At 42.1% G+C, this 25,166-nt stretch carries 23 protein-coding genes; 14 read left to right on the forward strand and 9 right to left on the reverse strand.

Features of this window, described 5'->3' with window-relative positions:
* Window positions 1-240 precede the first annotated feature (240 nt).
* The 7 genes from gyrA to dnaA form a co-directional block, all read right to left on the reverse strand.
* Window positions 241-2,706 (reverse strand): DNA topoisomerase (ATP-hydrolyzing) subunit A, encoded by a 2,466-nt coding sequence (gene gyrA / locus AXI57_RS00005; RefSeq protein WP_010790566.1) that lies wholly within the window; start codon window positions 2,704-2,706, stop codon window positions 241-243.
* A gap of 226 nt (window positions 2,707-2,932) precedes the next feature.
* On the reverse strand, window positions 2,933-4,849 hold the full coding sequence (gene gyrB / locus AXI57_RS00010) for a DNA topoisomerase (ATP-hydrolyzing) subunit B (RefSeq protein WP_010790565.1): 1,917 nt from the start codon (window positions 4,847-4,849) through the stop codon (window positions 2,933-2,935).
* Window positions 4,850-4,905: 56 nt separating this feature from the next.
* Window positions 4,906-5,151: an extracellular matrix regulator RemB gene (gene remB / locus AXI57_RS00015; protein ID WP_061668866.1), complete on the reverse strand. Its 246-nt coding sequence runs from the start codon at window positions 5,149-5,151 to the stop codon at window positions 4,906-4,908.
* 17 nt (window positions 5,152-5,168) lie between these two features.
* Window positions 5,169-6,281, reverse strand: a complete 1,113-nt coding sequence (recF, locus tag AXI57_RS00020) for a DNA replication/repair protein RecF (protein WP_010790564.1) — start codon at window positions 6,279-6,281, stop codon at window positions 5,169-5,171.
* Window positions 6,282-6,296: 15 nt separating this feature from the next.
* A complete protein-coding gene (gene rlbA / locus AXI57_RS00025) occupies window positions 6,297-6,512 on the reverse strand; it encodes a ribosome maturation protein RlbA (protein ID WP_003326035.1) in 216 nt (71 codons plus the stop codon).
* A 136-nt stretch (window positions 6,513-6,648) separates the two neighbouring features.
* A complete protein-coding gene (gene dnaN / locus AXI57_RS00030) occupies window positions 6,649-7,785 on the reverse strand; it encodes a DNA polymerase III subunit beta (protein ID WP_003326036.1) in 1,137 nt (378 codons plus the stop codon).
* 183 nt (window positions 7,786-7,968) lie between these two features.
* The gene (gene dnaA, locus AXI57_RS00035) at window positions 7,969-9,309 is read right to left on the reverse strand and encodes a chromosomal replication initiator protein DnaA (RefSeq protein ID WP_003326038.1); all 1,341 of its coding nucleotides are present in this window, start codon (window positions 9,307-9,309) and stop codon (window positions 7,969-7,971) included.
* A 630-nt stretch (window positions 9,310-9,939) separates the two neighbouring features.
* On the opposite strand from dnaA, the gene rpmH reads away from it, so the two are divergent.
* The 8 genes from rpmH (at window position 9,940) to noc (ending at window position 17,446) form a co-directional block, all read left to right on the forward strand.
* On the forward strand, window positions 9,940-10,074 hold the full coding sequence (rpmH, locus tag AXI57_RS00040; RefSeq protein ID WP_003178075.1) for a 50S ribosomal protein L34: 135 nt from the start codon (window positions 9,940-9,942) through the stop codon (window positions 10,072-10,074).
* 160 nt (window positions 10,075-10,234) lie between these two features.
* Window positions 10,235-10,582 carry a ribonuclease P protein component gene (rnpA, locus tag AXI57_RS00045; RefSeq protein ID WP_003326040.1) on the forward strand — a complete coding sequence of 116 codons (348 nt, stop codon included), beginning with the start codon at window positions 10,235-10,237 and terminating at the stop codon, window positions 10,580-10,582.
* A 154-nt stretch (window positions 10,583-10,736) separates the two neighbouring features.
* On the forward strand, window positions 10,737-11,522 hold the full coding sequence (spoIIIJ, locus tag AXI57_RS00050) for a YidC family membrane integrase SpoIIIJ (protein ID WP_072053271.1): 786 nt from the start codon (window positions 10,737-10,739) through the stop codon (window positions 11,520-11,522).
* The gene (gene jag / locus AXI57_RS00055; RefSeq protein WP_061668867.1) at window positions 11,519-12,142 is read left to right on the forward strand and encodes an RNA-binding cell elongation regulator Jag/EloR; all 624 of its coding nucleotides are present in this window, start codon (window positions 11,519-11,521) and stop codon (window positions 12,140-12,142) included. Before spoIIIJ ends, jag begins: the two co-directional genes overlap by 4 nt.
* Before the next feature lie 313 nt (window positions 12,143-12,455).
* On the forward strand, window positions 12,456-13,835 hold the full coding sequence (gene mnmE, locus AXI57_RS00060) for a tRNA uridine-5-carboxymethylaminomethyl(34) synthesis GTPase MnmE (RefSeq protein ID WP_013390720.1): 1,380 nt from the start codon (window positions 12,456-12,458) through the stop codon (window positions 13,833-13,835).
* Window positions 13,836-13,853: 18 nt separating this feature from the next.
* Window positions 13,854-15,740, forward strand: coding sequence for a tRNA uridine-5-carboxymethylaminomethyl(34) synthesis enzyme MnmG (mnmG, locus tag AXI57_RS00065; RefSeq protein ID WP_061668868.1), 1,887 nt, complete (start codon window positions 13,854-13,856; stop codon window positions 15,738-15,740).
* A 13-nt stretch (window positions 15,741-15,753) separates the two neighbouring features.
* Window positions 15,754-16,473: a 16S rRNA (guanine(527)-N(7))-methyltransferase RsmG gene (gene rsmG, locus AXI57_RS00070; protein WP_003326045.1), complete on the forward strand. Its 720-nt coding sequence runs from the start codon at window positions 15,754-15,756 to the stop codon at window positions 16,471-16,473.
* A 121-nt stretch (window positions 16,474-16,594) separates the two neighbouring features.
* Window positions 16,595-17,446 (forward strand): nucleoid occlusion protein, encoded by an 852-nt coding sequence (noc, locus tag AXI57_RS00075; RefSeq protein WP_003326046.1) that lies wholly within the window; start codon window positions 16,595-16,597, stop codon window positions 17,444-17,446.
* A gap of 47 nt (window positions 17,447-17,493) precedes the next feature.
* On the opposite strand, the gene AXI57_RS00080 is transcribed toward noc, so the two are convergent.
* On the reverse strand, window positions 17,494-17,934 hold the full coding sequence (locus AXI57_RS00080; RefSeq protein WP_061668869.1) for a PH domain-containing protein: 441 nt from the start codon (window positions 17,932-17,934) through the stop codon (window positions 17,494-17,496).
* Window positions 17,935-18,175: 241 nt separating this feature from the next.
* Here AXI57_RS00080 and soj point away from each other — a divergent pair, with 241 nt between their 5' ends.
* On the forward strand, window positions 18,176-18,937 hold the full coding sequence (gene soj, locus AXI57_RS00085) for a sporulation initiation inhibitor protein Soj (protein ID WP_003326048.1): 762 nt from the start codon (window positions 18,176-18,178) through the stop codon (window positions 18,935-18,937).
* Entirely contained in the window at window positions 18,930-19,769 is an 840-nt protein-coding gene (locus tag AXI57_RS00090; RefSeq protein ID WP_003326050.1) for a ParB/RepB/Spo0J family partition protein, read from the forward strand. Before soj ends, AXI57_RS00090 begins: the two co-directional genes overlap by 8 nt.
* A 35-nt stretch (window positions 19,770-19,804) precedes the next feature.
* On the opposite strand, the gene yyaC is transcribed toward AXI57_RS00090, so the two are convergent.
* Window positions 19,805-20,419 carry a spore protease YyaC gene (gene yyaC, locus AXI57_RS00095; protein WP_010790554.1) on the reverse strand — a complete coding sequence of 205 codons (615 nt, stop codon included), beginning with the start codon at window positions 20,417-20,419 and terminating at the stop codon, window positions 19,805-19,807.
* Window positions 20,420-20,508: 89 nt separating this feature from the next.
* On the opposite strand from yyaC, the gene AXI57_RS00100 reads away from it, so the two are divergent.
* From AXI57_RS00100 to ychF, 4 genes are all read left to right on the forward strand, one after another.
* Complete coding sequence (locus AXI57_RS00100) at window positions 20,509-21,513, forward strand: YkvI family membrane protein (RefSeq protein WP_035175572.1); 1,005 nt, start codon at window positions 20,509-20,511, stop codon at window positions 21,511-21,513.
* 131 nt (window positions 21,514-21,644) lie between these two features.
* Window positions 21,645-21,851, forward strand: coding sequence for a DUF951 domain-containing protein (locus tag AXI57_RS00105; RefSeq protein ID WP_003326053.1), 207 nt, complete (start codon window positions 21,645-21,647; stop codon window positions 21,849-21,851).
* 49 nt (window positions 21,852-21,900) lie between these two features.
* Window positions 21,901-23,904, forward strand: a complete 2,004-nt coding sequence (locus AXI57_RS00110) for a molybdopterin-dependent oxidoreductase (RefSeq protein WP_061668870.1) — start codon at window positions 21,901-21,903, stop codon at window positions 23,902-23,904.
* A gap of 126 nt (window positions 23,905-24,030) precedes the next feature.
* Window positions 24,031-25,131: a redox-regulated ATPase YchF gene (gene ychF, locus AXI57_RS00115; protein ID WP_003326055.1), complete on the forward strand. Its 1,101-nt coding sequence runs from the start codon at window positions 24,031-24,033 to the stop codon at window positions 25,129-25,131.
* Window positions 25,132-25,166: the final 35 nt, after the last annotated feature.

The following is a 25,166-nucleotide window of genomic DNA, read 5'->3' on the forward strand; positions in this document are numbered from 1 at the left end:
GTTTAGTTTTCAAAGAACTTTGTGTGCCGCTCTTGAAGCGACCATTTAATCATAACATTTCAAACTGTCTGGGTCAATACTTTTTTTCGAAAAGTTTTTGACGCCTGTGCCTTTCTTAAAAGACAACAGAATGAATTATATCATACTTATTCAGACTGTCAAAGACTTTTTTTATTTCTTATTGGATCTTGTTTATCTGTTTATAAAAAAAGAGGCAGCCTTTGATCGGCTGCCTCTTTTTTATTCTTCTTCCGGCTCATCTTCTTCTTGAGTCTCGTCATTCTTTTCTACTAATGCTACTGTGGCCACATGTTCTTGTTCGCCCATACGGATGAGACGAACCCCTTGGGTTACACGGCCTGTTATAGAGATATCTTCAATATCCATTCTGATCAGCACGCCGCTTGCTGTGATGATCATCAGGTCTTCTTCTCCTTTAGTCGCCTTCACCGTAACCAATCGGCCATTGTTTTCTGTAATCTTACATGTTTTAAGTCCCTTGCCTCCGCGGCTCTGGGTTCTGTAATCTTCAGCCGGAGTACGTTTACCGTATCCGTTTTCTGTCACGATGAGGACATGGGAGTCATCTTCTAATATTTCCATTCCGACAACTATATCATCATCAGTCAGTGTTATTCCTTTAACGCCTGCCGCAGTACGTCCCATTTCTCTTACGTCAGATTCCGGGAACCGAATAAGCAAGCCGTTCTTCGTACCGATAATGATTTGTTTTGTGCCGTCTGTGAGACGGACAGCCATCAGCTCATCGTCTTCACGGAGTCCTAAAGCGATAAGACCGTTGTTTCGAATATTTGCGAATTGAGAAAGAGTTGTGCGTTTTGAAATCCCGTGTTTTGTAGTGAAGAATAAGTAGAGCTTCTCATCAAATTCACTTACCGGGATAATCGCGTTAATCCATTCGCCCTTCTCTACTTCAAGCAGGTTTATAATCGGAATTCCTTTTGCAGTTCGTCCGAATTCAGGGATTTCATACCCTTTTGAGCGATAAACTTTCCCCTTATTGGAGAAGAAGAGTATCGTATCATGGGTGGAAGTCGAAATCAGATGCTCTACAAAGTCATCTCCATTCGTCCCCATTCCCTGCACGCCTTTACCTCCGCGTTTTTGACTGCGGTAGGTTGAAGCTGGGAGTCGTTTAATATAGCCATTATGTGTCAGCGTAACGACTATATTTTCTCTTTCTATCAGATCTTCATCTTCAATTGTTTCAAGACCTGCTGTCACAATTTCTGTACGTCTCTTATCATTGAAACGCTCTTTTATCTCTGTCAGCTCTTCACGGATAATCTCTAGCACTTTTTCTTCGTTAGCTAAGATTTCTTTAAGCTCTGCAATTAGTTTAACAAGTGATTGATATTCCTCTTCAATCTTTTCACGTTCCAAGCCGGTTAAACGCTGTAATCTCATATCGAGAATGGCTTGGGCCTGCTTTTCAGTCAGAGAGAACTGTTCGATTAAGCCATTTCTTGCGATCTCAGCCGTTTGAGAATTCCGGATGAGGGAAATGACTGCATCAAGGTGATCAAGGGCTATTCTTAACCCTTCTAAGATATGGGCTCTTGCTTCTGCTTTTCTAAGCTCGTAAGCAGTTCTTCGTCTGATTACCACTTTTTGATGATCAAGATAATGCACCAGACACTGCTTTAAATTTAATACCTTCGGCTCGCCGTCAACAAGCGCCAGCAGGTTAATCCCGAAGGAAGTTTGCAGGGCCGTTTGTTTGTACAGATTGTTCAGGATAACATGTGCATTGGCATCTCGTCTGATTTCAATGACAATCCGCATACCGTTACGGTCAGACTCATCACGCAAATCAGTTATTCCTTCAATTTTCTTATCCCTGACAAGATCAGCAATCTTCTCAATTAGACGCGCTTTATTCACCTGGTAAGGGAGTTCTGTTACTAAAATTCTTTCTTTCCCTGACGGTGTTTCTTCAATTTCTGCTTTTGCCCGAATCGTAATAGAACCTCTTCCGGATTCATACGCCTTGCGGATTCCGCTTCTGCCTAAAATTTGTCCGGCAGTCGGGAAATCCGGCCCAGGAATGAATTCCATCAGCTCTTGGATTGTTATGTCCTTGTTCTCGCTTACGGCAAGCACTCCGTCAATAATTTCTCCAAGCTGGTGCGGCGGTATATTTGTAGCCATTCCGACTGCAATACCGGCTGCTCCATTTACAAGCAGGTTTGGGAATCTTGACGGCATGACAACAGGTTCTCTCTCTGAACCATCATAGTTATCTTGATAATCAATCGTGTCTTTTGTAATGTCTCGCAGAATTTCCATGGCGATCTTAGACATTCTGGCTTCGGTGTACCGCATCGCAGCGGCTGAGTCTCCGTCTACAGAACCAAAGTTTCCATGACCGTCGACAAGCATATAACGGTAGTTGAAGTCCTGCGCCATCCTGACCATGGATTCATATACTGCGGAATCCCCGTGAGGGTGGTACTTACCGATAACTTCTCCGACAATACGCGCAGATTTTTTATACGCCTTGTCACTGGTCATTCCCAGATCATTCATCGCGTACAAAATCCGTCTGTGAACTGGTTTTAAACCGTCACGGACATCCGGAAGAGCCCGGGATACGATAACGCTCATTGCATAATCCAAGAAGGATGTACGCATTTCCTGACTGATATTTATTTCACGAACTTGCGGTGTATTTTGTTCACTCATTAAAAAAACCTCCCTGAAGTATCACATGAAATTATGTGGGAGTAGATCGTCCATTATGATCTTCAATACGATTTCACTATTCTCCATTATATCAATAAACTTATGTTTATACACATTAAATTGCTAGAATATACGGGTTTTGCAAGAATTGCCTGAATATATGTCCCTGCCAAGGGCCGCTTGAGAAAAAAGCCTTATTTCTTATTGGAAACAAGGCTTTCTCATATTAGATATCAAGATTTTTCACGTATCTTGCATTGGCTTCTATAAAGTTTCTGCGCGGTTCTACTTTATCACCCATCAGCATCTCAAACGTTTCGTCCGCATCCATCGCATCTTCCAATGTGACTTGCAGAAGCGTTCTTGTATCAGGATCCATCGTTGTTTCCCAAAGCTGAGTCGCATTCATTTCTCCAAGACCTTTATAACGCTGCAAGCCTGGCTTTGGTGTTTGCGGAAGTGTGCTTAACACTTCCTCAAGCTGCTTATCATTGTAAGCATATTCAACTCTTTTCCCTTGCTGAACTTTATAGAGCGGCGGCTGTGCGATATAAATATAGCCGTTTTCAATAATTTGACGCATATATCTATAAAAGAAAGTCAATAACAATGTTCTGATATGCGCGCCGTCAACATCAGCATCTGTCATAATAACGACTTTATGGTAACGGGCTTTTTCAAGATTGAAATCTTCGCCTATACCGGTTCCGAGCGCGGTGATCATCGAACGAACCTCATTGTTTGAGAGAATTTTATCAAGTCTCGCTTTTTCTACATTCAGAATTTTACCTCTGAGCGGCAGAATCGCTTGGAAATGACGGTCGCGTCCTTGTTTTGCTGAACCGCCCGCAGAGTCTCCCTCTACGATATACAGTTCAGAAATACCCGGATCTTTTGATGAACAGTCTGCCAATTTACCCGGCAAGTTTGAAATTTCAAGCGCACTTTTTCTTCGTGTCAGCTCACGTGCTTTTTTTGCCGCCATACGTGCTCTGGCAGCCATAAGGCCTTTATCAATCACTTTTCGTGCAGAGTCAGGGTTTTCAAACAAAAATGTTTCGAGCGCTTCCGAGAATAGCGCATCTGTAATTGTCCGAGCTTCAGAGTTGCCAAGCTTCGTTTTGGTTTGGCCCTCAAACTGCGGGTCGGGATGTTTGATGGAAATAATCGCTGTTAAGCCTTCCCTCACATCATCTCCGCTTAAATTCGGATCACTTTCTTTGAAAATACCTTTTTTTCTGGCATAGTCATTGATTACACGGGTCAGACCTGTTTTAAAGCCTGCTTCATGTGTACCGCCTTCGTATGTGTTGATATTGTTGGCGAATGAATAGATGTTGCTTGTATAGCTGTCGTTGTATTGCAAAGCGACTTCAACCGTAATTCCGTCCTTCGTGCCCTCAATGTAAATTGGTTCCTCATGAACAACTTCTTTCGAACGGTTTAAATACTCAACATAGCTTTTAATTCCGCCTTCATAGCAGTATTCATTTTTTTGTTCTTTTTCTTCGCGTTTATCTTCAATCGTGATTTTAACGCCCTTTGTTAAGAATGCAAGCTCACGGACACGGCTAGAAAGCAAATCATAATCATATACCGTCGTTTCGGTAAAAATCTCTGGATCCGGAACAAAGTGAGTAATGGTTCCGGTTGTATCTGTTTCACCAATCACTTCAACATCAGCCATAGGAACCCCGCGTTCATATGCCTGGTAATGAATTTTTCCGTCACGGTGAACGGTCACATCCAGGGTCGTTGAAAGTGCGTTTACGACAGAGGCACCCACACCATGCAATCCTCCGGACACTTTATAACCGCTTCCGTCAAATTTACCGCCGGCGTGCAGCACCGTCATGATAACTTCAACCGCTGGACGGCCCATTTTTTCCTGAATGCCGACCGGAATACCGCGGCCGTTATCTCTTACAGTAATGCTGTTATCTTTCTCAATCTCAATATTAATTTCTGAACAATAACCGGCCAGGGCTTCATCTATACTGTTATCGACAATTTCCCATACCAGATGGTGAAGGCCTTTGCTGTTTGTTGATCCGATATACATACCCGGTCTTTTACGAACAGCTTCCAATCCTTCTAATACCTGTATCTGATTTTCATCATAACTATTTTGCTGCTGTTCCATAGCCACGCACATTCACCTACACTTTTCTTAAACAATATATTTATTTTAAAGATCCGCTAAGAATCTATTTCTAACATAAATTGCGCTCGTTTTTTCAGTGTGCTGGAAGATAAGGGGGAGTAATATATATTCTGTATTGTGACTACAATAGACTTTGGTGTGCCGTTTACGGACGGCACTACTTTTTGTTTCTGTTTAGCAAGAAACTCTTCGACAATCGGCGACATGTTTACTTTATAATCAAAAATGCCGACGATGTCCCGTGTGGAAACGACAAAGTCATCACCCAGATGAATATACAATTGCTCACCTCATTTCTTCACTTCACTAACGCACCGTTTTGCACACGGAACATTCCTGCTTGATGTAAGGTTTCGTGATCAATGCCATCTACACTTGTCGTAGTGACAAACGTTTGAACACGGCCTTGGATCGTATGAAGCAAATGCGACTGCCGATAGTCATCCAGCTCACTCAGCACATCATCCAAAAGTAAGATAGGGTATTCTCCGATTTCTTCATGAATCAAGTCAATTTCCGCCAGCTTGAGTGACAATGCCGTTGTCCGCTGCTGCCCCTGAGAACCATATGTTTGCACATCGCGTCCGTTCACATAAAAAAGAACATCATCCCGATGAGGTCCTGACAGCGTTACACCACGCTCAATTTCTTTTTCTCTTAGCTTTGAAAACGCCCTTTGGTAACTATCTCCTATTTTCGACAAGTCTTCGGGATCTGATACCTCAAGAGCCGTCTGATACTTCAGCGTCAGTTCTTCAAGCCCTCTTGAAATTCCCGAATGGATCGGCTGCGCCCATTTTTCAAGCTGCGCTGTAAATTGCAGGCGTTTTACGACAACCTTTGCAGCTGTCTCGATCAGCTGTTCAGTCAGAACGTCGAGCATTGTCTGGTCAGTCTGTTTCCTGCTTTGCAGCTGTTTCAAAAAATGATTTCTTTGCGTAAGAATTTTCTGGTACAGAGAAAGATCGTACAAATAGACTGGAGATACCTGGCCGATTTCCATGTCAAGAAACCGCCGTCTTACTTGCGGGCTGCCCTTTACGAGATTTAAGTCCTCGGGCGCGAACATAATTGTATTCAGCGCTCCTACATACCGGCTCAGTTTTTGCTGTTCGATATGATTGACCTTGCCCTTTTTCCCCTTCTTGGAAATGACAAGCTGCATCGGGATCGACCCGTTTTGCTTCATCACTCTTCCCTCTATTTTAGCATAGTCTTTGTCCCACCGTATAAGTTCTTTGTCATTTGACGTGCGATGTGATTTCGCCATCGACAAAACATAGATCGCTTCCATGAGATTTGTCTTCCCTTGAGCGTTCTCACCGATGATGACATTCACTTTATTTTCAAATTGAAGTTCAGCACGCTCGTAATTACGATAAGACGTTAATTCCAAATTTTGGATATACAAACAATGTCACCTGCTTTAATTGACGACTTGAAATGAACCAAATCCTTCAATCGCCACCACATCTCCAACATACAGTTTTCTGCCGCGGCGGTTATCGGGTTCATTGTTAACGAATACCTCATGCTCGCTCAAAAACCATTTTGCCATGCCGCCTGACTGAATAACATCAGCTAATTTCAAGAATTGGCCAAGCGTGATCATTTCTGTATCAATGGAAATTGGATTTGCCATTATATCGACCTCTTTCAAATATCACTAATATCTAATTGTACTAAAAAATAACGAAATAGGGAAAGGGAAAACTTGTAGGAGCAGGTTCTGAATAGAAAAGCTGCCGGATCGGACCGGCAGCGGAATTGTTTTTGAATTAATAGGTTCTGACTGGCAGGATAAGCTGTACGATCGTTTCATCGTTCGGCGTGCGAATCAGAAACGGTCTCATAGCTCCTGTAAAGCTTACACGAATTTCTGCTCCTTCAAGCACCTTTAATGCATCCAACATATATTTTGGGCTAAAAGAAATATTTAATTCCTCACCCTCGATTTGATCTGCCAAAACGGCCTCAACCACTTTACCGATCTCAGGAGAGTTAGATGAAATCTCAATGGATTCAGCAGGTTTTGCAGAAAGCTTAACCACGTTGTTCCGTCCTTCTCTTGCCAAAAGGGATGCACGATCAATCGCTTGGAGAAATTCTTTTGTATTCACAATGATTTCTGTTTTGCTCTCTTGCGGAATCAGACTTGTCGTGTCGGGATAGTTTCCGTCAAGAAGTCTTGAGAAAAACAAGACATTTTTCGCTTTAAACAACACTTGCGTTTCTGTGATCACGATATCTACAAGTTCTTGATTGTCGTCCAGAATTTTACTCAATTCAGTTAAGCTTTTTCCTGGGATGACTACGTTGTATGAGCTGTCTTCAGGAATATCGAGCTTCGCTTTTCTTAATGCAAGGCGGTGGCTATCCGTAGCGATGCATAATAATTCACCGTTTTCCACTTTCCAGTTTACACCTGTCAAGATTGGGCGTGTTTCTGAGGTGGACACTGCGAATACCGTTTGACGAATCAGGTTTTTTAATAAATCAGTCGGGATTTGAATGGCATGATGTTCTTCGATCTGCGGAAGATGAGGATATTCATCTGCATCCAGACCATTTAAATTAAATTCAGCTTTTCCAGAACGGATAATGGTTAAATACTGATTTTGCACTTCAATCTCCACAGTGGACATCGGCAGTTTCTTTACAATTTCACTGAAAAAACGGGCTTGCAGCACAATACTGCCGGGCTGTTCTATCGTGATGATTTCTTTATCCCCTTCTTCTTTTGGGATAAAGGATTCGATTGAGATATCGGAATCACTTCCTGTGAAGGATACTCCTTCATCGGATGCAACAATCTTAATTCCTGTAAGAATGGGAATCGTCGTTCTGGATGATACTGCTTTTAATACATCCTGGACACTTTCAACTAAACGATCTTTTTGAATCGTGAACTTCATGTTTATCCTCCTAACGGATAATAATATATATATATTTTAAAAATAGTAGAAGTACTAGTAGGGCCTGTGGATTTGTGGATAAGTTGTGAAAAAGACAGGAAACACAGCCTATCCACATGTGGACAGACTGTGCATGACTTAAGAAAAGTTATTCACACTTTCCCGGGTTTATCCTCGGGCCTATTATTTAAGCTGCTCTTTAATTTCTTTTACATGCTGCTGAAGCTGCTCATCATCAAGCATCATTTTTGATATTTTTTCATGAGCATGAATGACAGTTGTGTGATCACGCCCGCCAAATTCTTCCCCGATTTTAGGCAAGGAAGAGTCGGTCATCTCCCTTGAGAGATACATTGCGATTTGCCTTGGGAACGCAACGGACTTTGTACGTTTTTTTGCTTTAAAATCTTCGAGCTTTATATTAAATTGCTGACCTACGATTCGCTGAATTTCTTTTATGGTAATCACTTTCGGTTTTGACGAAGGAATGATATCTTTCAATGCCTCCGCAGCCAGATCAGCGTTTATATCTTTATTGATTAAGGACGAATACGCTACTACCCGTATAAGCGCCCCTTCAAGTTCCCGAATGTTGCTGTCGATTTGATTAGCGATGTAAAGCATCACCTCATTCGGAATATCAAGCCCCTCAGCTTTCGCTTTTTTTCTCAAAATGGCAATCCTTGTTTCAAGATCAGGCGGCGTAATATCCGTAATCAGTCCCCATTCAAAACGAGAGCGTAAGCGATCTTCAAGTGTCGGGATCTCTTTTGGCGGTCTGTCACTGGAAATAACGATTTGTTTGCTTTCTTCGTGCAGCGTGTTAAACGTATGGAAAAACTCTTCTTGGGTTTGTTCTTTTCCCGCTAAAAACTGAATATCATCTATCAAAAGTACATCGACATTTCGATAGCGATTGCGGAAATCGACAGCTTTATTATCACGAATAGAGTTGATGAATTCGTTTGTAAATTTCTCAGAAGACAGATAAACCACTTTGGCAGAAGGATTATGATCTATGACATAATGGCCGATCGCATGCATTAAGTGCGTTTTTCCCAATCCGACGCCCCCATATATAAATAAGGGGTTGTACGCTTTGGCAGGTGCTTCAGCTACAGCTAGAGAAGCGGCATGAGCGAAACGGTTTCCAGATCCGATGACGAATGTGTCAAATGTATATTTAGGGTTGAGCATATTTTGAGGAAAATCAGACGGTTCTTCTTTTGCCACCTTTTTTATTGGAGGTTTTGGCATAAAGTCTTCTTCGTCTTGATTTTGAGGTATGACAAACTTAATGCTCAATTCTTCCCCGGTCAATTCATATATAGTATCTGCAATGAGATGCAAGTATCTGGACTCAAGCCAGTCTCTGGCAAATTCATTTGGAGCGGTGATTGTCAGTGTATCTCCTTGCAGTGCGTGTGCTTTTGTAGATTTCATCCAAGTCTCAAAACTTGGCTTGCTTAATTTTTTTTCAATTTGAACCAAGGCTTGATTCCAAAGGTCTAATATATTCTCCATTTTCCGGCACGTCCCTCCTTTTCTTTGAATTGGGCCAGCTGATTTCTGTTATAGAACACAAAAAAAGAGCAAATGGCGCATACCATTCGTACACATTAAATGTTGAAAACATATAATATAGTAGATAAATAGCTTTTCGACAATTTTCACAGCTTGTGGACAACATTCTACACACCCTGTGTGAAAACAGTCCACATCTTATCCACAGTTTGTGGATAACGGAAAAAGGTGAGTTCAATAATTAAGAGTTAAAACACAAATATAATATCAAAATAAACGAGAGCTTGCAATGGGTCTCATAATCTTATCCACAAACTGTACAAGTTGTTGAAAAAATATTGTCCACAACAGTTAGCAATGTGAAAATGTTGTCGATAACACCTGTGGATATTAAAAAAACGCCAAAAAGATATCCACATGGGGTTTTGAGCCTCAAAAAAATCTGGAGATTCATATTTTTTTCGCTAAATTAAGGAATATGAAAAATAAGGTTTCGAAAGTTAGAAAGGTGTGTTATCCTATTATGGTTGCAAGAAACAAAAGTATTAGTGAAGTTGACAATGAGTAGGTTACGCAAATATAATAAGTAAGACTGTCTTTAACAGCTATTCCTCGAGGGAGGTGTCATAAATGAAAAGAACATTTCAACCGAATAACCGTAAACGCAGTAAAGTTCATGGCTTCAGAAGCCGTATGAGTTCTAAAAACGGACGTCTAGTATTAGCACGCCGCCGCCGTAAAGGCAGAAAAGTATTATCAGCTTAGGCCACTGAATAATGTCAGTGGTCTTTTTTCACGTTAAGAGGGAAAGAAGTTCTATGCGGCGCTGTCAGCTAGAGATGGTTTTTCTCTGGCTTTCAGACGGCCCATATTCTAAATACAGAAATAAAAGTTTTCCGCCAGCCAGTATCGGAGTGAGTCAAAAATGAAGAAGCGAAATCGTTTAAAGAAAAATGAAGATTTTCAAAAGGTGTTTAAGCACGGAACGTCAATGGCGAATCGCCAGTTTGTTTTATATGTGCTTGATCAGCCGGAGGCCGATGAGTTTCGGGCGGGGCTTTCAGTTAGTAAAAAAATCGGAAACGCAGTCGTTCGAAATCGTGTGAAACGTTTAATCCGGCAAGTTTTACAGGATGAGAAAGACAAACTGAAGCAAAAAGACTATATCATTATTGCGAGAAAACCTGCGAGTCAGCTGACCTTTGAGGAAACTAAAAAAAGTCTGCAGCACTTGTTCAGAAAATCCTCTTTATACAAGAAATCTTCAAAATAGTTATTTCCACTGTTATTTGTAGTGTTTTAAAAGCGCTTCCTTCTGGTTGGACTGAAAAATCAACACCATTTAAAACTGAAAGATGCTAAAATACATACAAGTGTGTATTTTTTAGGAGAGTACCTTTGTTATTAAAGATTGATTATAGGAGGAAATGTTGTTGAAAAGGAGAATATGGTTACTACTTAGTATGGTCGGCATGTTAGTGCTTTTAGCTGGGTGTTCGAGTGTAAAAGAGCCGATCACTGCAAATAGTCCGCACTTCTGGGACAAGTACGTTGTGTATCCATTGTCTGAGGTCATCACGTATGTTGCTAAACTGACAGGAGACAACTATGGACTTTCAATTATCATTGTCACAGTTTTAATCCGTTTATTAATTTTGCCGCTGATGATCAAGCAGCTCAGAAGCTCAAAAGCCATGCAGGCATTACAGCCTGAAATGCAGAAGCTTAAAGAAAAATACAGTTCAAAAGATCAAAAAACGCAGCAGCAGCTTCAGCAGGAAACAATGGCTCTTTTTTCCAAGCATGGGGTAAATCCATTAGCGGGATGTTTTCCAATTTTAATTCAAATGCCGATTTTAATTGGTTTCTATCATGCAATTATGAGAACACAGGCAATATCAGAGCATAGCTTCCTATGGTTTGACTTAGGAGAAAAAGATCCTTATTATATTCTCCCAATCGTAGCCGGTGTTGCCACATTTGTGCAGCAAAAGCTTATGATGGCTGGCAATGCGACGCAAAATCCGCAAATGGCGATGATGCTTTGGATTATGCCGATTATGATCATCGTATTTGCCATCAGCTTCCCGGCAGCTCTATCTCTTTATTGGGTAGTCGGAAACCTGTTTATGATTGCGCAAACTTTCCTCATTAAAGGGCCGGATCTTAAAAAAGAACCGGAACCGCAAAAAGCGGGAGGAAAGAAAAAGTGAGGAAGGTGACTGCTGCTGGGCAAAATGTCGATGAAGCAGTACAATCCGGCCTTAAAGAGCTTCAATTAACAAAAGATCAAGTTGAGATCACCGTTATAGATGAAGGAAGTAAAGGCTTTTTAGGGATTTTCGGGAAAAAGCAGGCACTGGTGGAGCTTACTGAAAAAATGGACCCTGTTCAGGAGACGAAGGCTTATCTGGAACAGGTTTGCGAAGCCATTGCCGGTCCGTCACATGTTATGATCAACGAAAGCAAGAAGACAATTACCTTTCAGATAAAGGGTGATAAAGCTGCGCTGCTGATAGGGAAAAGAGGCCAAACCTTAAATGCCCTTGAAACACTGACACAGCTTGTCTTAAACCGCTATTCTGATCAATACTGGCATGTGGTGGTTGATGCGGAAAATTACCGGTTAAAAAGAAAAGATACTTTGCGCCAGCTGGCGGTTCGTTTGGCCGATCAAGTGCTCAAAACGAAAAAGGCGGTTCATTTAGAGCCAATGCCGTCCAGCGAAAGGAAAATCATTCATGACGCCCTTTCAGGTTATGCAAAGCAGATTCATACGTACTCAACAGGTGAAGGCCAGTATCGCCACCTCGTTATTTCCCATAAAAAATAGCATAAAACCGAAGCCCGGACAAAACTGAGGCTTCGGTTTTTTTGCGTTGAAAAACTTGTTTTTCCTATATAATATCACGTTTTTGCCGTTTAAGTTTTTCCTTTTTAGGTGTATGCTGTTGATAAAAAGGAAAGTTAGGAAATAAAATTAATTGTTATTCACATGTGGATAAGTTAAAGTAGTAAGGGATGAATTTCTTTGTCTGTGGATAACGGAATCTTCCACTTCAAACCAAACTATGTTATCTTTGAGTTTTGGCATAATAATATATTTTTTATATAGATGATAGAAAAGATAAAGAGAGGTGAACAGCATGGATACGATTGCGGCGATATCGACACCAATGGGAGAAGGCGCGATTGCGATTGTTCGATTGAGCGGACCGGAAGCTATACAAATCGCTGACAGAATGTATAAGGGGCCGAAGGGGAAAACAATCAGTTCGGCTGAATCTCATACCATTCATTATGGTCATATTGTTGACAGAAGTACGCAGCGGGTCGTTGAAGAGGTCATGGTATCGGTTTTAAGAGCGCCAAGAACATTTACACGAGAAGATGTAATTGAGATTAACTGCCATGGAGGAATTGTGACGGTCAATCAGGTTCTTCAGCTCGCTTTAAGAGAGGGAGCAAGATTAGCCGAACCTGGTGAATTTACTAAACGGGCGTTTTTAAACGGACGAATTGATCTTTCACAGGCTGAAGCCGTTATGGACTTGATCAGAGCAAAAACAGACCGTGCCATGAATGTCGCCATGAATCAAATGGAAGGCCGGCTGTCTGCACTCGTTCGCCGTTTGCGCAATGAACTTTTGGAAACTCTCGCCCATGTTGAGGTAAATATAGATTATCCAGAATACGATGACGTTGAAGAAATGACGCATCAGCTGTTAATTGAGAAGGCAAGCTCCGTCAAGAAGGAAATTGACGCATTGCTGACGACTTCCGAGCAAGGAAAAATTTTGAGAGAAGGACTCTCTACTGTCATTATCGGCCGTCCGAATGTAGGGAAATCATCACTTCTCAACAGCTTGGTCCATGAAACCAAAGCGATTGTCACAGATATCCCGGGAACCACAAGGGATGTTATTGAGGAATATGTCAATGTAAGAGGAGTTCCTCTTCGCCTTGTCGATACCGCAGGCATTCGTGAGACCGAGGATATTGTTGAAAAAATAGGTGTTGAGCGTTCACGACAGGTTTTGAAGGAAGCAGACCTGATTTTACTTGTGCTTAATTATAGTGAAGAACTTTCTGAAGAAGACGTGAAGCTGTTTGAAGCGGTAAAGGGAATGGACGTTATTGTTATTCTGAATAAGACGGACCTTGAGCCTAAGATTGATGCAGATCGTGTTAAGGAGCTGGCAAACGGCCGTCCTGTCGTCACGACATCTCTTTTGAAGGAAGAGGGAATTACCGATTTAGAAGAAGCGATCCAATCACTGTTCTTTACCGGAACGATTGAAAGCGGCGATCTCACCTATGTCAGCAATACCCGCCATATTTCTATTTTGCATGAGGCGAAACGTGCAATTGAAGATGCACTTAATGGCATTGAACAGGATGTCCCTATCGACATGGTGCAAATTGATCTTACAAGATGCTGGGAGCTGCTGGGCGAAATCATTGGTGATGCCGTCCACGAAAGCTTAATTGACCAGCTCTTTTCACAATTTTGTTTAGGGAAATAAAAAGGAGGAACAAAAATCATGGGGTATGAAGCAGGCCAATACGATGTGATCGTTATTGGCGCCGGGCATGCCGGTGTTGAGGCTGCCCTCGCATCAGCGCGTCAAGGTGCCAAAACGCTTGTGTTAACTATCAACCTTGATATGGTTGCTTTTATGCCATGTAATCCGTCTGTCGGCGGCCCCGCGAAAGGGATTGTCGTCCGTGAGATTGATGCGCTTGGCGGAGAAATGGCTAGAAATATAGATAAAACGCATATTCAAATGAGAATGCTGAATACGGGAAAAGGTCCGGCTGTCCGCGCTTTGCGTGCGCAAGCGGATAAATTCCAATATCAGCATGAAATGAAAAATACGCTTGAAAAAGAACCAAATTTAACATTGCTTCAGGGAATTGCGGAACGTTTAATCATTGAAGACGGAGAATGCCGCGGAGTTGTAACGCAAACCGGTGCGCATTATCGGTCAAAAGCTGTTGTGCTGACAACTGGAACATATTTAAGAGGAAGAATTATTTTAGGTGATTTGTCATACTCCAGCGGTCCGAATAATCAACAGCCTTCTATTAAACTTTCTGAGCATTTGGAAGAGCTGGGATTTGATCTTGTTCGTTTTAAAACAGGAACACCGCCGCGTGTCAAAGGCGACTCGATTGATTACAGCAAAACTGAGATTCAGCCGGGAGATGAAGTACCCCGCGCTTTCTCATATGAAACTGTGGAGTATATTACAGACCAACTGCCATGCTGGCTGACATATACGAGTCCTGAGACTCATGAGATTATTGACAACAACCTGCATCGTTCACCGATGTATTCCGGTATGATTAAAGGAACAGGCCCGAGATATTGCCCGTCAATTGAAGATAAAGTGGTTCGGTTTAATGATAAGCCGCGTCACCAGATCTTCCTTGAGCCGGAAGGCAGAAATACGCAAGAAGTCTATGTCCAAGGTTTATCGACAAGTCTTCCGGAGGACGTGCAGCAAAGAATGCTTTCAACGATTCCGGGGCTGGAAAAGGTTCAAATGATGAGAGCGGGCTATGCAATCGAGTATGACGCAATTGTACCGACACAGCTATGGCCGACGCTTGAAACGAAAAAAATCTCTAATCTTTTCACAGCAGGACAAATCAATGGAACGTCCGGTTACGAGGAGGCGGCAGGCCAAGGAATCATGGCAGGCATAAATGCCGGACGGAAGGCCCTTGGTCGAGAAGAAGTCATTCTCAGCCGTTCTGATGCGTATATTGGCGTTTTAATTGATGACCTTGTGACAAAAGGAACAAATGAACCTTATCGTCTTTTGACATCCCGCGCTGAATACAGACTGCTGCTGCGTCATGATAATGCCGACCTTCGTTTAACAGAAATCGGCCATCGCATTGGATTGATTTCAGATGAGCGGTTCCAGTCGTTCCAAACGAAAAAAGCGGCAATCGAAGCAGAGAAAAAGCGTTTGTATTCTGTGATCATCAAGCCGTCTGAAGAAAATCAAAAGTATATCCGTTCTCTTGGCGGAAGCGAATTGAAAGACGGAGTGCGCGGCACAGACTTGATGAAACGTCCTGAAATGAACTATGAATCTGTCACCAAACTTGCGCCGGCTGAAACACAGGTTGCGCCGGAAGTGGCAGAACAAGTAGAAATCCAAGTGAAATATGAAGGATATATTGAAAAGTCACTTCAACAGGTTGAAAAGCTTAAAAAGATGGAAAATAAAAAAATCCCGGATCGAATTGATTATGATGCGATTAAGGGAATTGCAACCGAAGCCCGTCAAAAACTGAAAGAAGTAAGACCTCTATCTGTTGCTCAGGCTTCCCGTATTTCTGGTGTAAATCCAGCGGATATTTCAATTCTTTTGGTCTATTTAGAGCAAGGACGCATTGCGAAGGTAGCCGAATAGAAAGGATGACGGCATGAATATTGAAGAATTCACGTCTGGCTTGGCGGAAAAAGGGATTTCCCTTTCTTCCCGTCAGCTGGAACAATTTGAGTTGTATTATGAGATGCTTGTCGAGTGGAATGAAAAAATCAATCTGACTTCCATAACAGAGAAAAAAGAAGTGTACTTGAAGCACTTTTATGATTCGATTACAGCTGCTTTTTATGTTGATTTTAAACAAGTAAACACAATTTGTGATGTCGGCGCGGGAGCGGGTTTTCCGAGCTTGCCGATTAAAATTTGTTTTCCGCATCTCCAAGTATCCATCGTTGATTCATTAAACAAGAGAATTACGTTTTTGGAAAAGCTGGCTGAAGCTTTACAACTAGAGAATACATCATTTTATCACGACAGAGCGGAAACATTCGGACAGCGCCAAGATCTTCGAGAAAGCTATGATATCGTGACGGCTCGGGCTGTAGCGAGGCTTTCCGTATTAAGCGAACTTTGTCTTCCTCTTGTAAAGAAGAATGGTTTGTTTGTTGCGTTAAAGGCGGCTTCTGCTGAAGAAGAGCTGAAGGCGGGGAAAAAAGCAATTACAACGCTCGGAGGAGAACTGGAGCAAGTCCATTCCTTTAAGCTTCCGTTGGAAGAAAGCGACCGGAACATCATCGTCATGAGAAAGAAAAAAAATACACCTAAGAAATACCCAAGAAAACCCGGGACTCCTAATAAATCGCCAATTGAAGGGTAGTTTAGACAGCATGATGTGACAATACCCTCATCATATCTTCAAAATTGATGAATATACAGCAGGAAAAACCATGAGAAAATAGAATTATAAAAATGGTAGTTTTTAAAGGTGGTGTAGGTACATGAAGCATTCATTCTCTCGTCTCTTCGGTCTTGGTGAGAAAGAAGAGGAACCGGAGATTGCTGAGCATGATACAAACAAAGAAGAGATTCTGGAAATACCGGTAGATGCTATCGTTCCCAACCGTTTTCAACCACGCACCATTTTCTCAGATGAAAAAATCCAAGAATTAGCTATGACTATTCATACACACGGCATTATTCAGCCGATCGTCGTCAGGCATACAGAAGAGGAAGGCCAATATGAACTCATTGCGGGTGAACGCCGCTGGAGAGCGGTACAAACCCTTGAATGGGTGAAAATTCCCGCTATTATCAAGGATTTTTCTGATACGGAAACAGCATCTGTTGCACTGATTGAAAACTTGCAAAGGGAAGAATTGTCTTCTATTGAGGAAGCGCACGCCTATGCAAGGCTTTTAGAGCTTCATGATTTAACACAGGAAGCATTAGCGCAGCGTCTGGGAAAAGGACAGTCTACGATTGCAAATAAACTTCGGTTATTAAAGCTGCCTGAACCGGTTCAGGATGCGATCATGCAGAAGAAAATTACGGAGCGCCATGCCAGAGCGATGATTCCGCTAAAACAGCCTGAGCTCCAAGTCACACTGCTCTCAGAAATTATTGAAAAAAGCCTGAATGTTAAGCAGACGGAAGACCGAGTGGTTAAAATGCTTGAACAAGACCAGCGAAAACCAAAACCGAGACGCAAAGCGTTTAGCAGAGATACAAGAATCGCAATGAATACAATTCGCCAATCGTTGTCTATGGTCGAGGACAGCGGAGTGAAGTTAAATACCGAAGAAGAAGAATTTGAAGAATACATCCAATTGACGATTCGAATTCCAAAGTAAAAAACTCTCCTGGTGAACAGGAGAGTTTTTTAGTAAAAGGAAGTAAATTACTTTTTATGATTTTCTACAATAATATCAGGATTCTTTTCTATGAGCTTTTCTATAAATTGCTTTTGTTCCATAGGGGAAATGACCAAGTGTCCAAAACCCCCTCTGTAATAAATGGTGATGGTCTTCCGAGAGCCAATAAGGCGATATCCGGAAAACAGCTTGTTTTTTTGAATCACCTTATCAATCGAATGATAAGGAATTTTACTTCTGATGAGCCCGGCTTTAATATAAAGATGATGTTCGTCCAGTACATATTTTAAATCAATAAAACTCCAAAGAAGGATAACGTTGAGGAATGTCATCATGCCAAAAATCGTCCAGCTCCATCCGCCGGAATTTCCAAGTATAAAAGGGACAAAAGCATCCGCTTGAATCAGCAAGACAAGAAAAGCCATAATGAGCGATACAGGCAGATCCCGTTTTGTTTTAAAAACCATATATACACCGCCTATCTGTCTTCTATGTAACTTCTTCTTTTTAAATCATCAAAATCCCTTTTTCAGGTCAAAAAAACATAGAAATGAAAGAATGTATAAGAGGGAGCATAGTTTTTATAATGAAATTTCCGAATATATCCTTTCGGAAGAAACAAAAAAATGAAAAAAGTGAAACGCTTTATTCTTTTTTTGTTAAAATAGAGACATGACAGTACATGTTCATGTGAAAGTAGGTGACATCGTGGGGAAAATCATAGCAATTACGAACCAAAAAGGCGGAGTCGGTAAAACAACGACTTCAGTCAACCTTGGAGCGTGTCTAGCTTACATAGGAAAAAGGGTTCTGCTAGTAGATATTGATCCGCAAGGGAATGCAACAAGCGGATTAGGGATTGAGAAAGCCGATGTAGATCATTGTGTGTACGATATTTTAGTAGATGATGCAGATGTAATAGATATAATTAAACCAACTTCAGTGGAGAACTTGGATGTAATTCCCGCGACAATACAGCTTGCGGGAGCAGAAATTGAATTAGTCCCGACTATCTCAAGAGAGGTCAGATTAAAAAGAGCGTTAGAAGCAGTGAAGCAAAACTATGACTATATTATTATTGATTGCCCGCCGTCATTAGGTTTGCTGACAATTAATGCGCTAACCGCTTCAGATTCGGTAGTTATTCCTGTTCAATGTGAATACTATGCTCTTGAAGGTTTAAGCCAGTTATTAAATACAGTACGTCTGGTGCAAAAGCACTTAAATACTGATTTAATGATTGAAGGCGTGTTACTGACGATGCTTGATGCCAGAACAAACCTGGGTATTCAAGTCATAGAAGAGGTTAAGAAGTATTTTAGAGATAAAGTATATCAGACGGTAATTCCTAGAAATGTCCGCCTGAGCGAGGCACCGAGTCACGGTAAGCCCATCATTTTATACGATCCGCGGTCAAGAGGTGCGGAAGTATATTTAGATTTAGCAAAGGAAGTGGCTGCGAATGGCTAAGGGTCTTGGAAAAGGGTTTAACGCGTTGTTTAATGTGTCTGAAGAGACGGTTGAGGAAATCAAAATTAGCGAATTGCGTCCTAATCCTTATCAGCCCAGAAAAACCTTTGACGATGAATCATTAGCTGAATTAAAGGAGTCTGTATTGCAGCATGGAATCCTTCAGCCTATCATTGTCAGAAAATCTTTAAAAGGCTATGATATTGTCGCTGGAGAACGGCGCTTCCGTGCGGCAAAGCTTGCCGGTTTAGATACAGTGCCTGCCATTGTACGCGAATTATCAGAGTCATTGATGAGAGAAATCGCGTTACTGGAAAATCTTCAGCGTGAGGACTTGTCACCGTTGGAAGAAGCTCTTGCTTACGATTCTCTGCTTAAGCATTTAGATGTAACGCAAGAACAACTGGCGAAACGTCTTGGAAAAAGCAGACCTCATATTGCCAACCATTTACGATTGCTGACCCTGCCGGAGGAAATTCAGCAGCTCATTGCCGATGGGACACTTTCAATGGGGCACGGCAGAACATTATTAGGACTGAAAAATAAAAATAAGCTTCAACCGTTAGTTCAAAAAGTGATAGCAGAACAGCTCAATGTCCGCCAGCTTGAACAGATCATTCAACAACTAAATCAGGATGTTTCACGTGAAACAAAGAAAAAGGAACCTCCGAAAGATGCTGTTTTAAAAGAAAGAGAATCTTATTTACAAGATTATTTTGGAACGACAGTCAATATAAAAAGACAAAAGAAAAAAGGTAAAATAGAAATTGAATTTTTCTCTAATGAAGATCTTGACCGCATTCTTGATCTTTTGGCAGAAAAAGATTCTTGAGCAAAGAAACCATCTTCATATAGAGATGGTTTTTTTTATAGCCGTCCTGTAAGCTTCTGAAACGGATTGAGCCGCTCTTGTCTCCACTCTGTCCGGTCTGTTAAACTCAGTCCTTCAGCAAGCACTGTTGCCATACTCATGACCAAATGGAGACGAGTGTTTTGCAGGACAAAGTACTCCATAAATCCGCTCACATTGACTATGCCGTTGATATGAAGATGCCCAACCTCAGGTAAATCTTTTTGCACACCCGCTCCGGGTTTCAAAGGTCCCTCTCCAATTTGGAATGAACCAACGCTTTTTACGCGGCCCAAACACGCATCGACCGCGATAACGAATGGATTTTTATGTAGTTTATGAATCTCACTGAGTTTGTCTTTCATGTTAACAGCATGAACAGGATCAGAAAGTGTTCCGTAAACGTGTAATCTGTTCAATTGCAGCTGTCTCAGCTTCATCCCCACAAGCGGGCCTAATGAATCGCCGGTGGAACGGTCTGTCCCTATACATACCACAACAATGGGTCTGCCGGCAGCTTTGCGTAAGGCCGCGGCGAGAATGGTTTGAATTTGTTTTGCTGCTGTTGAATCCGTATGTGAAACATATTGCTTTACTCGTTCCTGAGAAAAAAGCCCGCCTTTTCGATTCATAGGTTTCACTTCCTTGTCATAGTAGTAACAGTATACGGAAACAAGCTGAAATCTATACCTATGAGGTGATAAAGTTGTGGAAGGCCGGGATGAGGTGGATGCTGCTCATTTTAGGAAGCTTAATCGGTGCCGGATACGCAAGCGGTCAAGAAATATGGCAGTTTTTCGGCGTGGAAAGCGGACTTGCTATTTTTTTATTTACAGTGATGTTCAGTCTCTCGGCTTACGTCGTTATGAAAATAAGCTATAAGGTTCAATCGACGCATTTTCTGCCCGTTCTCGAACATTTAATGGGCCCGCTGCTGGCCAAGATTTATGATGTGCTTATTGTGTTCTATTTATTTTCTACTACAACCGTGATGATTGCGGGCGGCGGAGTTACGCTTCAAATGTACAAGCTTCCCTTTTGGGCGGGTGTCGCATTGCTTTGCGGCGTAACTGTTTGTTTGTTTTTTTGGGATATTAATGGGATCTTATCTGTGAACACAGTTCTCATCCCCATCCTCGTGGCCGGTTTACTGTATGCGTTATTTTCTTTTCAGACAACCCATCATCATACGTGGACGATTGATTTGACCCGGCAATATAATTGGCCGGCAAGTATCACCTTTACGTCTCTGAACATTCTTTCGGTTGTAGCCATCTTATCTTCTGTAGGCAAGGACATGAAAGGGTTGGGAGAAGCGAAAATCGCTAGTGTGGCAAGCGGTCTGATTTTTGGGGTTATTTCATTTGTGTATAATGAAACGTTAGTCGAGCTTGCAGGAAGTCTTTCACAATATGAAATTCCGCTTTTTGCTGTGCTTGAGGGCGCGCCCTATCCCTTATTTTTATGTATGACTGCGGTATTGTGTTTAGCGATCTATACGACGACAGTTGCGGGAGTATTTGGGTTGTCCAGCCGGCTGCTTGCATTTGTCAGGCTTCCGAGATGGATGGTTGTATTTCTTCTCTTAGCCGCGATGGTTCCCTTTACATCTTTCGGTTTTTCTGACTTAATTGCTTTTTTATACCCGATTTATGGATTATTGAACCTTTATTTATTAGTTTGTCTATTATTATACCCTATTTTAAGTAAGTGGAAAAAAATATAAAATTATATTGAAAAAGTGAAATAGTTATCGTATCTTACAGGGATTTTTTTCTTTTCAATGATGATGATTGCTCTTATCATCTGTTTTTTTGTACAATAGAAAAAGCAGTCTATGAAAAGAGGTGAATGGTCTTGGCGGATAAAGACTTTGGCCTGAATGATGTTGTTGAAATGAAAAAACCTCACCCGTGCGGAGCGAACAGATGGAAAATTATACGGATGGGGATGGATATTCGAATTAAGTGTGAGGGATGCTCCCACAGTGTAATGATTCCGAGAAAAGAATTCGAAAGAAAATTAAAAAAAGTATTAGTCAAGCATGAGGAGCCTACTTCATAGAAAGGCTGTCACTCATGCTTTTTCATATAGTACGTAAGGAGAGACGCCGATGAGCATAGTGCATCAATCAGCTTGTCCGCTGAATTGCTGGGATAGCTGTGGATTTTTGGTGACTGTCGAGAATGAAAAGGTGAAAAAAGTGGACGGCGATCCACATCACCCGATAACCGAAGGGAAAATCTGCGGACGCGGGAGAATGCTTGAAACGAAAACGAATGCGCCTGAGCGGCTCCGTTATCCGATGAAAAAGCAAAACGGTGAGTTTGTGCGCATCTCTTGGTACCAGGCATTGGATGAAATTGCGGACAGGATGCAAAAGATTAAGGAGACAGCGGGAACAACGGCAGTTTTGCATAGTCATGATTATGCAAATAACGGACTTTTAAAGGCGCTGGATCAGCGTTTTTTTAATGGTTACGGCGGTGTAACCGAAATTGTCGGAAGTATTTGCTGGGGCTCGGGGATAGAGGCGCAGAGCTGGGATTTCGGCCGATCTTACGGCCATGGCCCTCTGGATATATACAATAGTAAGCATGTCATTGTTTGGGGGAGAAATGTGTCCCGAACCAATATGCACTTATATCATCATCTGCAGCAGGTCAAAAAACAGGGCGCGACTCTCACGGTAATTGATCCGATCTTCAATCCGACTGCTAAGCTTGCAGACCGGTATATTTCTGTAAAGCCCGGTATGGACGGGTGGCTTGCGGCTGGTGTGTTGAAAATTTTAATTCAATCAGGGAAAACAAATGAGGATTTCATTCGCAATCATTCATTCGGTTTTGAAGAGGTGGCATCCTTGCTGGCATCTGTTTCCTTGGAAGAGATTATTGTGAAAACTGAAACATCAATAGAAGAGCTTCAGTATTTGGCGGGTCTTTATGCCGATGGACCGACGGCCACGTTTATGGGGCTCGGAATGCAGCGTTATAAAAACGGCGGCGGAACGATCCGTTGGATTGATGCCCTTGTTGCGGCTAGCGGTAATGTCGGAATTAAGGGAGGCGGCGCAAATTTCGGAAATGTCCAAATTGGAGAAAGCTTTGCGAAGCCGAAGTTGACTCTTCCGGAATTAAAAACTCAATCCCGAACGTTTTCAATGATGACACAGGCAGAAGAGATCTTGACGGCAGCCGATCCTGCAATCGAAATGATAATCGTAACGTGCGGCAATCCGCTTACACAGGTGCCGAATACTAATAAGGTGAAGGAAGCTTTTGAAAAAGTGCCGATGACGGTAGCCATTGATTCGATTTTGACTGATACCGCGAAGCTTTGTGACTACGTCCTGCCGACGGCAACCGTGTTTGAGGAAGAGGATATTTATTATTCAAGTATGTATCATCATTTTGTGCAGTATGGAAAAAAGCTTGTTGAACCGCAGGGAGAAGCAAAGTCTGACAGCTGGATCTGGGCCGAGCTTGCCAAGCGACTTGGATTTGGAGAGATTTTTGAGTATAGCACGGAAGAATTTTTGCAAATGGGCTTGTCCTCTTTAGAAAAAGAGGGCGTGACACTTGAGCGGTTGAAAGAGAAAGGGCACCTTCCCCTCCCTGTGAAAGAAGTGCCGTGGGATGATTATAAGTTTTTGACTCCGAGCGGAAAGTTTGAATTTGTTTCATCCGCTGCAGAGAAAAAAGGCTATAGCGGTCTGCCTCAATTGGACGTGCCTGAAGAGTCTGCATTTCATGACAGCCGACTTGCTGAAAAATACCCTTATACCCTTTTGTCGATTCATCCGCAGCGTTCAAACCATTCCCAGCACGTACCGTTTATTGAAAAGATGCAGCATATTCAGGTTGATATTTCTCCTGATATTGCTGACGAACAGGCGGTGCAGGATGGGGATGTTGTAGTGATATTTAATGAGCGGGGACGTTTGGAGGGAAAGGCTAAGATCATGAAACAGGCCCACCCGAAAACAATCAATATAGATGAAGGCATGTGGTCGGCATTCGGAGGCTCGGTCAATACGCTCACTAAGGATACAAATTCTGATAATGGAATGGGAAGTACGCTTTTTGACTGTCTTGTAGGCATGAAAAAAGCATAATCAGAGGAATTGAGGGGGGCAAAAGGCTTTTTTGCCAGCTTGTCTTTTCCAGGGAACCTCCTTATAATTGCTCTAGGTTCAAAAAACGTTAACACAATGATGGTTTTATATAGAGGAGATGAAAGAATGGCTTTAACAGCTGGAATTGTTGGTTTGCCTAACGTCGGGAAATCAACGTTGTTTAATGCGATTACACAGGCCGGCGCAGAATCTGCCAACTACCCGTTCTGTACAATTGATCCGAACGTCGGGATTGTAGAAGTGCCGGATGAACGCCTTCAAAAGCTGACAGAACTGGTTAATCCGAAAAAAACAGTGCCTACTGCTTTTGAATTCACGGACATTGCCGGAATTGTAAAAGGTGCATCTAAAGGTGAAGGATTGGGAAATAAATTTCTTTCTCATATTCGCCAGGTTGACGCGATCTGCCACGTTGTACGCGCTTTTGCGGATGATAATATTACACACGTTTCAGGAAAGGTAGATCCGATTGATGATATCGAAACGATCAACCTTGAATTGATTCTGGCTGACATGGAGACGGTTGAGAAACGAATCGTTCGCGTCAGCAAACTTGCAAAGCAAAAAGACAAAGATGCGGTTATTGAATTTGATATTTTAACAAAGCTGAAGGAAGCGTTTGAGCAGGAAAAACCGGCGCGCTCAGTGGAATTCACGGAAGAACAGAATAAACTTGTGAAGCAGCTTCACCTTCTTACATCTAAACCGGTACTTTATGTAGCGAACGTCAGTGAAGATGAAGTAGCTGATCCGTCCGGAAATGAATATGTTGCTAAAATTCGTGAATATGCTTCAGGAGAAAAAGCAGAAGTCATCGTGGTTTGTGCAAAGATCGAGTCTGAAATTGCAGAACTTGAAGGCGATGAAAAGCAAATGTTCCTTGAAGAGCTTGGAATTGAGGAGTCAGGCCTTGATCAGCTGATTAAAGCGTCATACTCATTGCTTGGTTTGGCAACGTATTTTACAGCAGGCGAGCAGGAAGTAAGAGCCTGGACGTTTAAAAGAGGTATGAAGGCGCCTGAGTGTGCAGGAATCATCCATACTGATTTTGAACGGGGATTTATCCGCGCTGAAACGGTGGCGTATGATGACCTTCTTGATGGAGGCAGCATGGCAGCTGCGAAGGAAGCAGGAAAAGTCCGTCTTGAGGGGAAAGAATACATTGTGAAAGACGGAGATGTCATTCATTTCCGATTTAATGTATAAGCCAGAGTTGTAATAGGACAAGAGCTTTGGTATAA

The organism is Bacillus atrophaeus (genome assembly GCF_001584335.1).
Lineage (GTDB): Bacteria > Bacillota > Bacilli > Bacillales > Bacillaceae > Bacillus > Bacillus atrophaeus.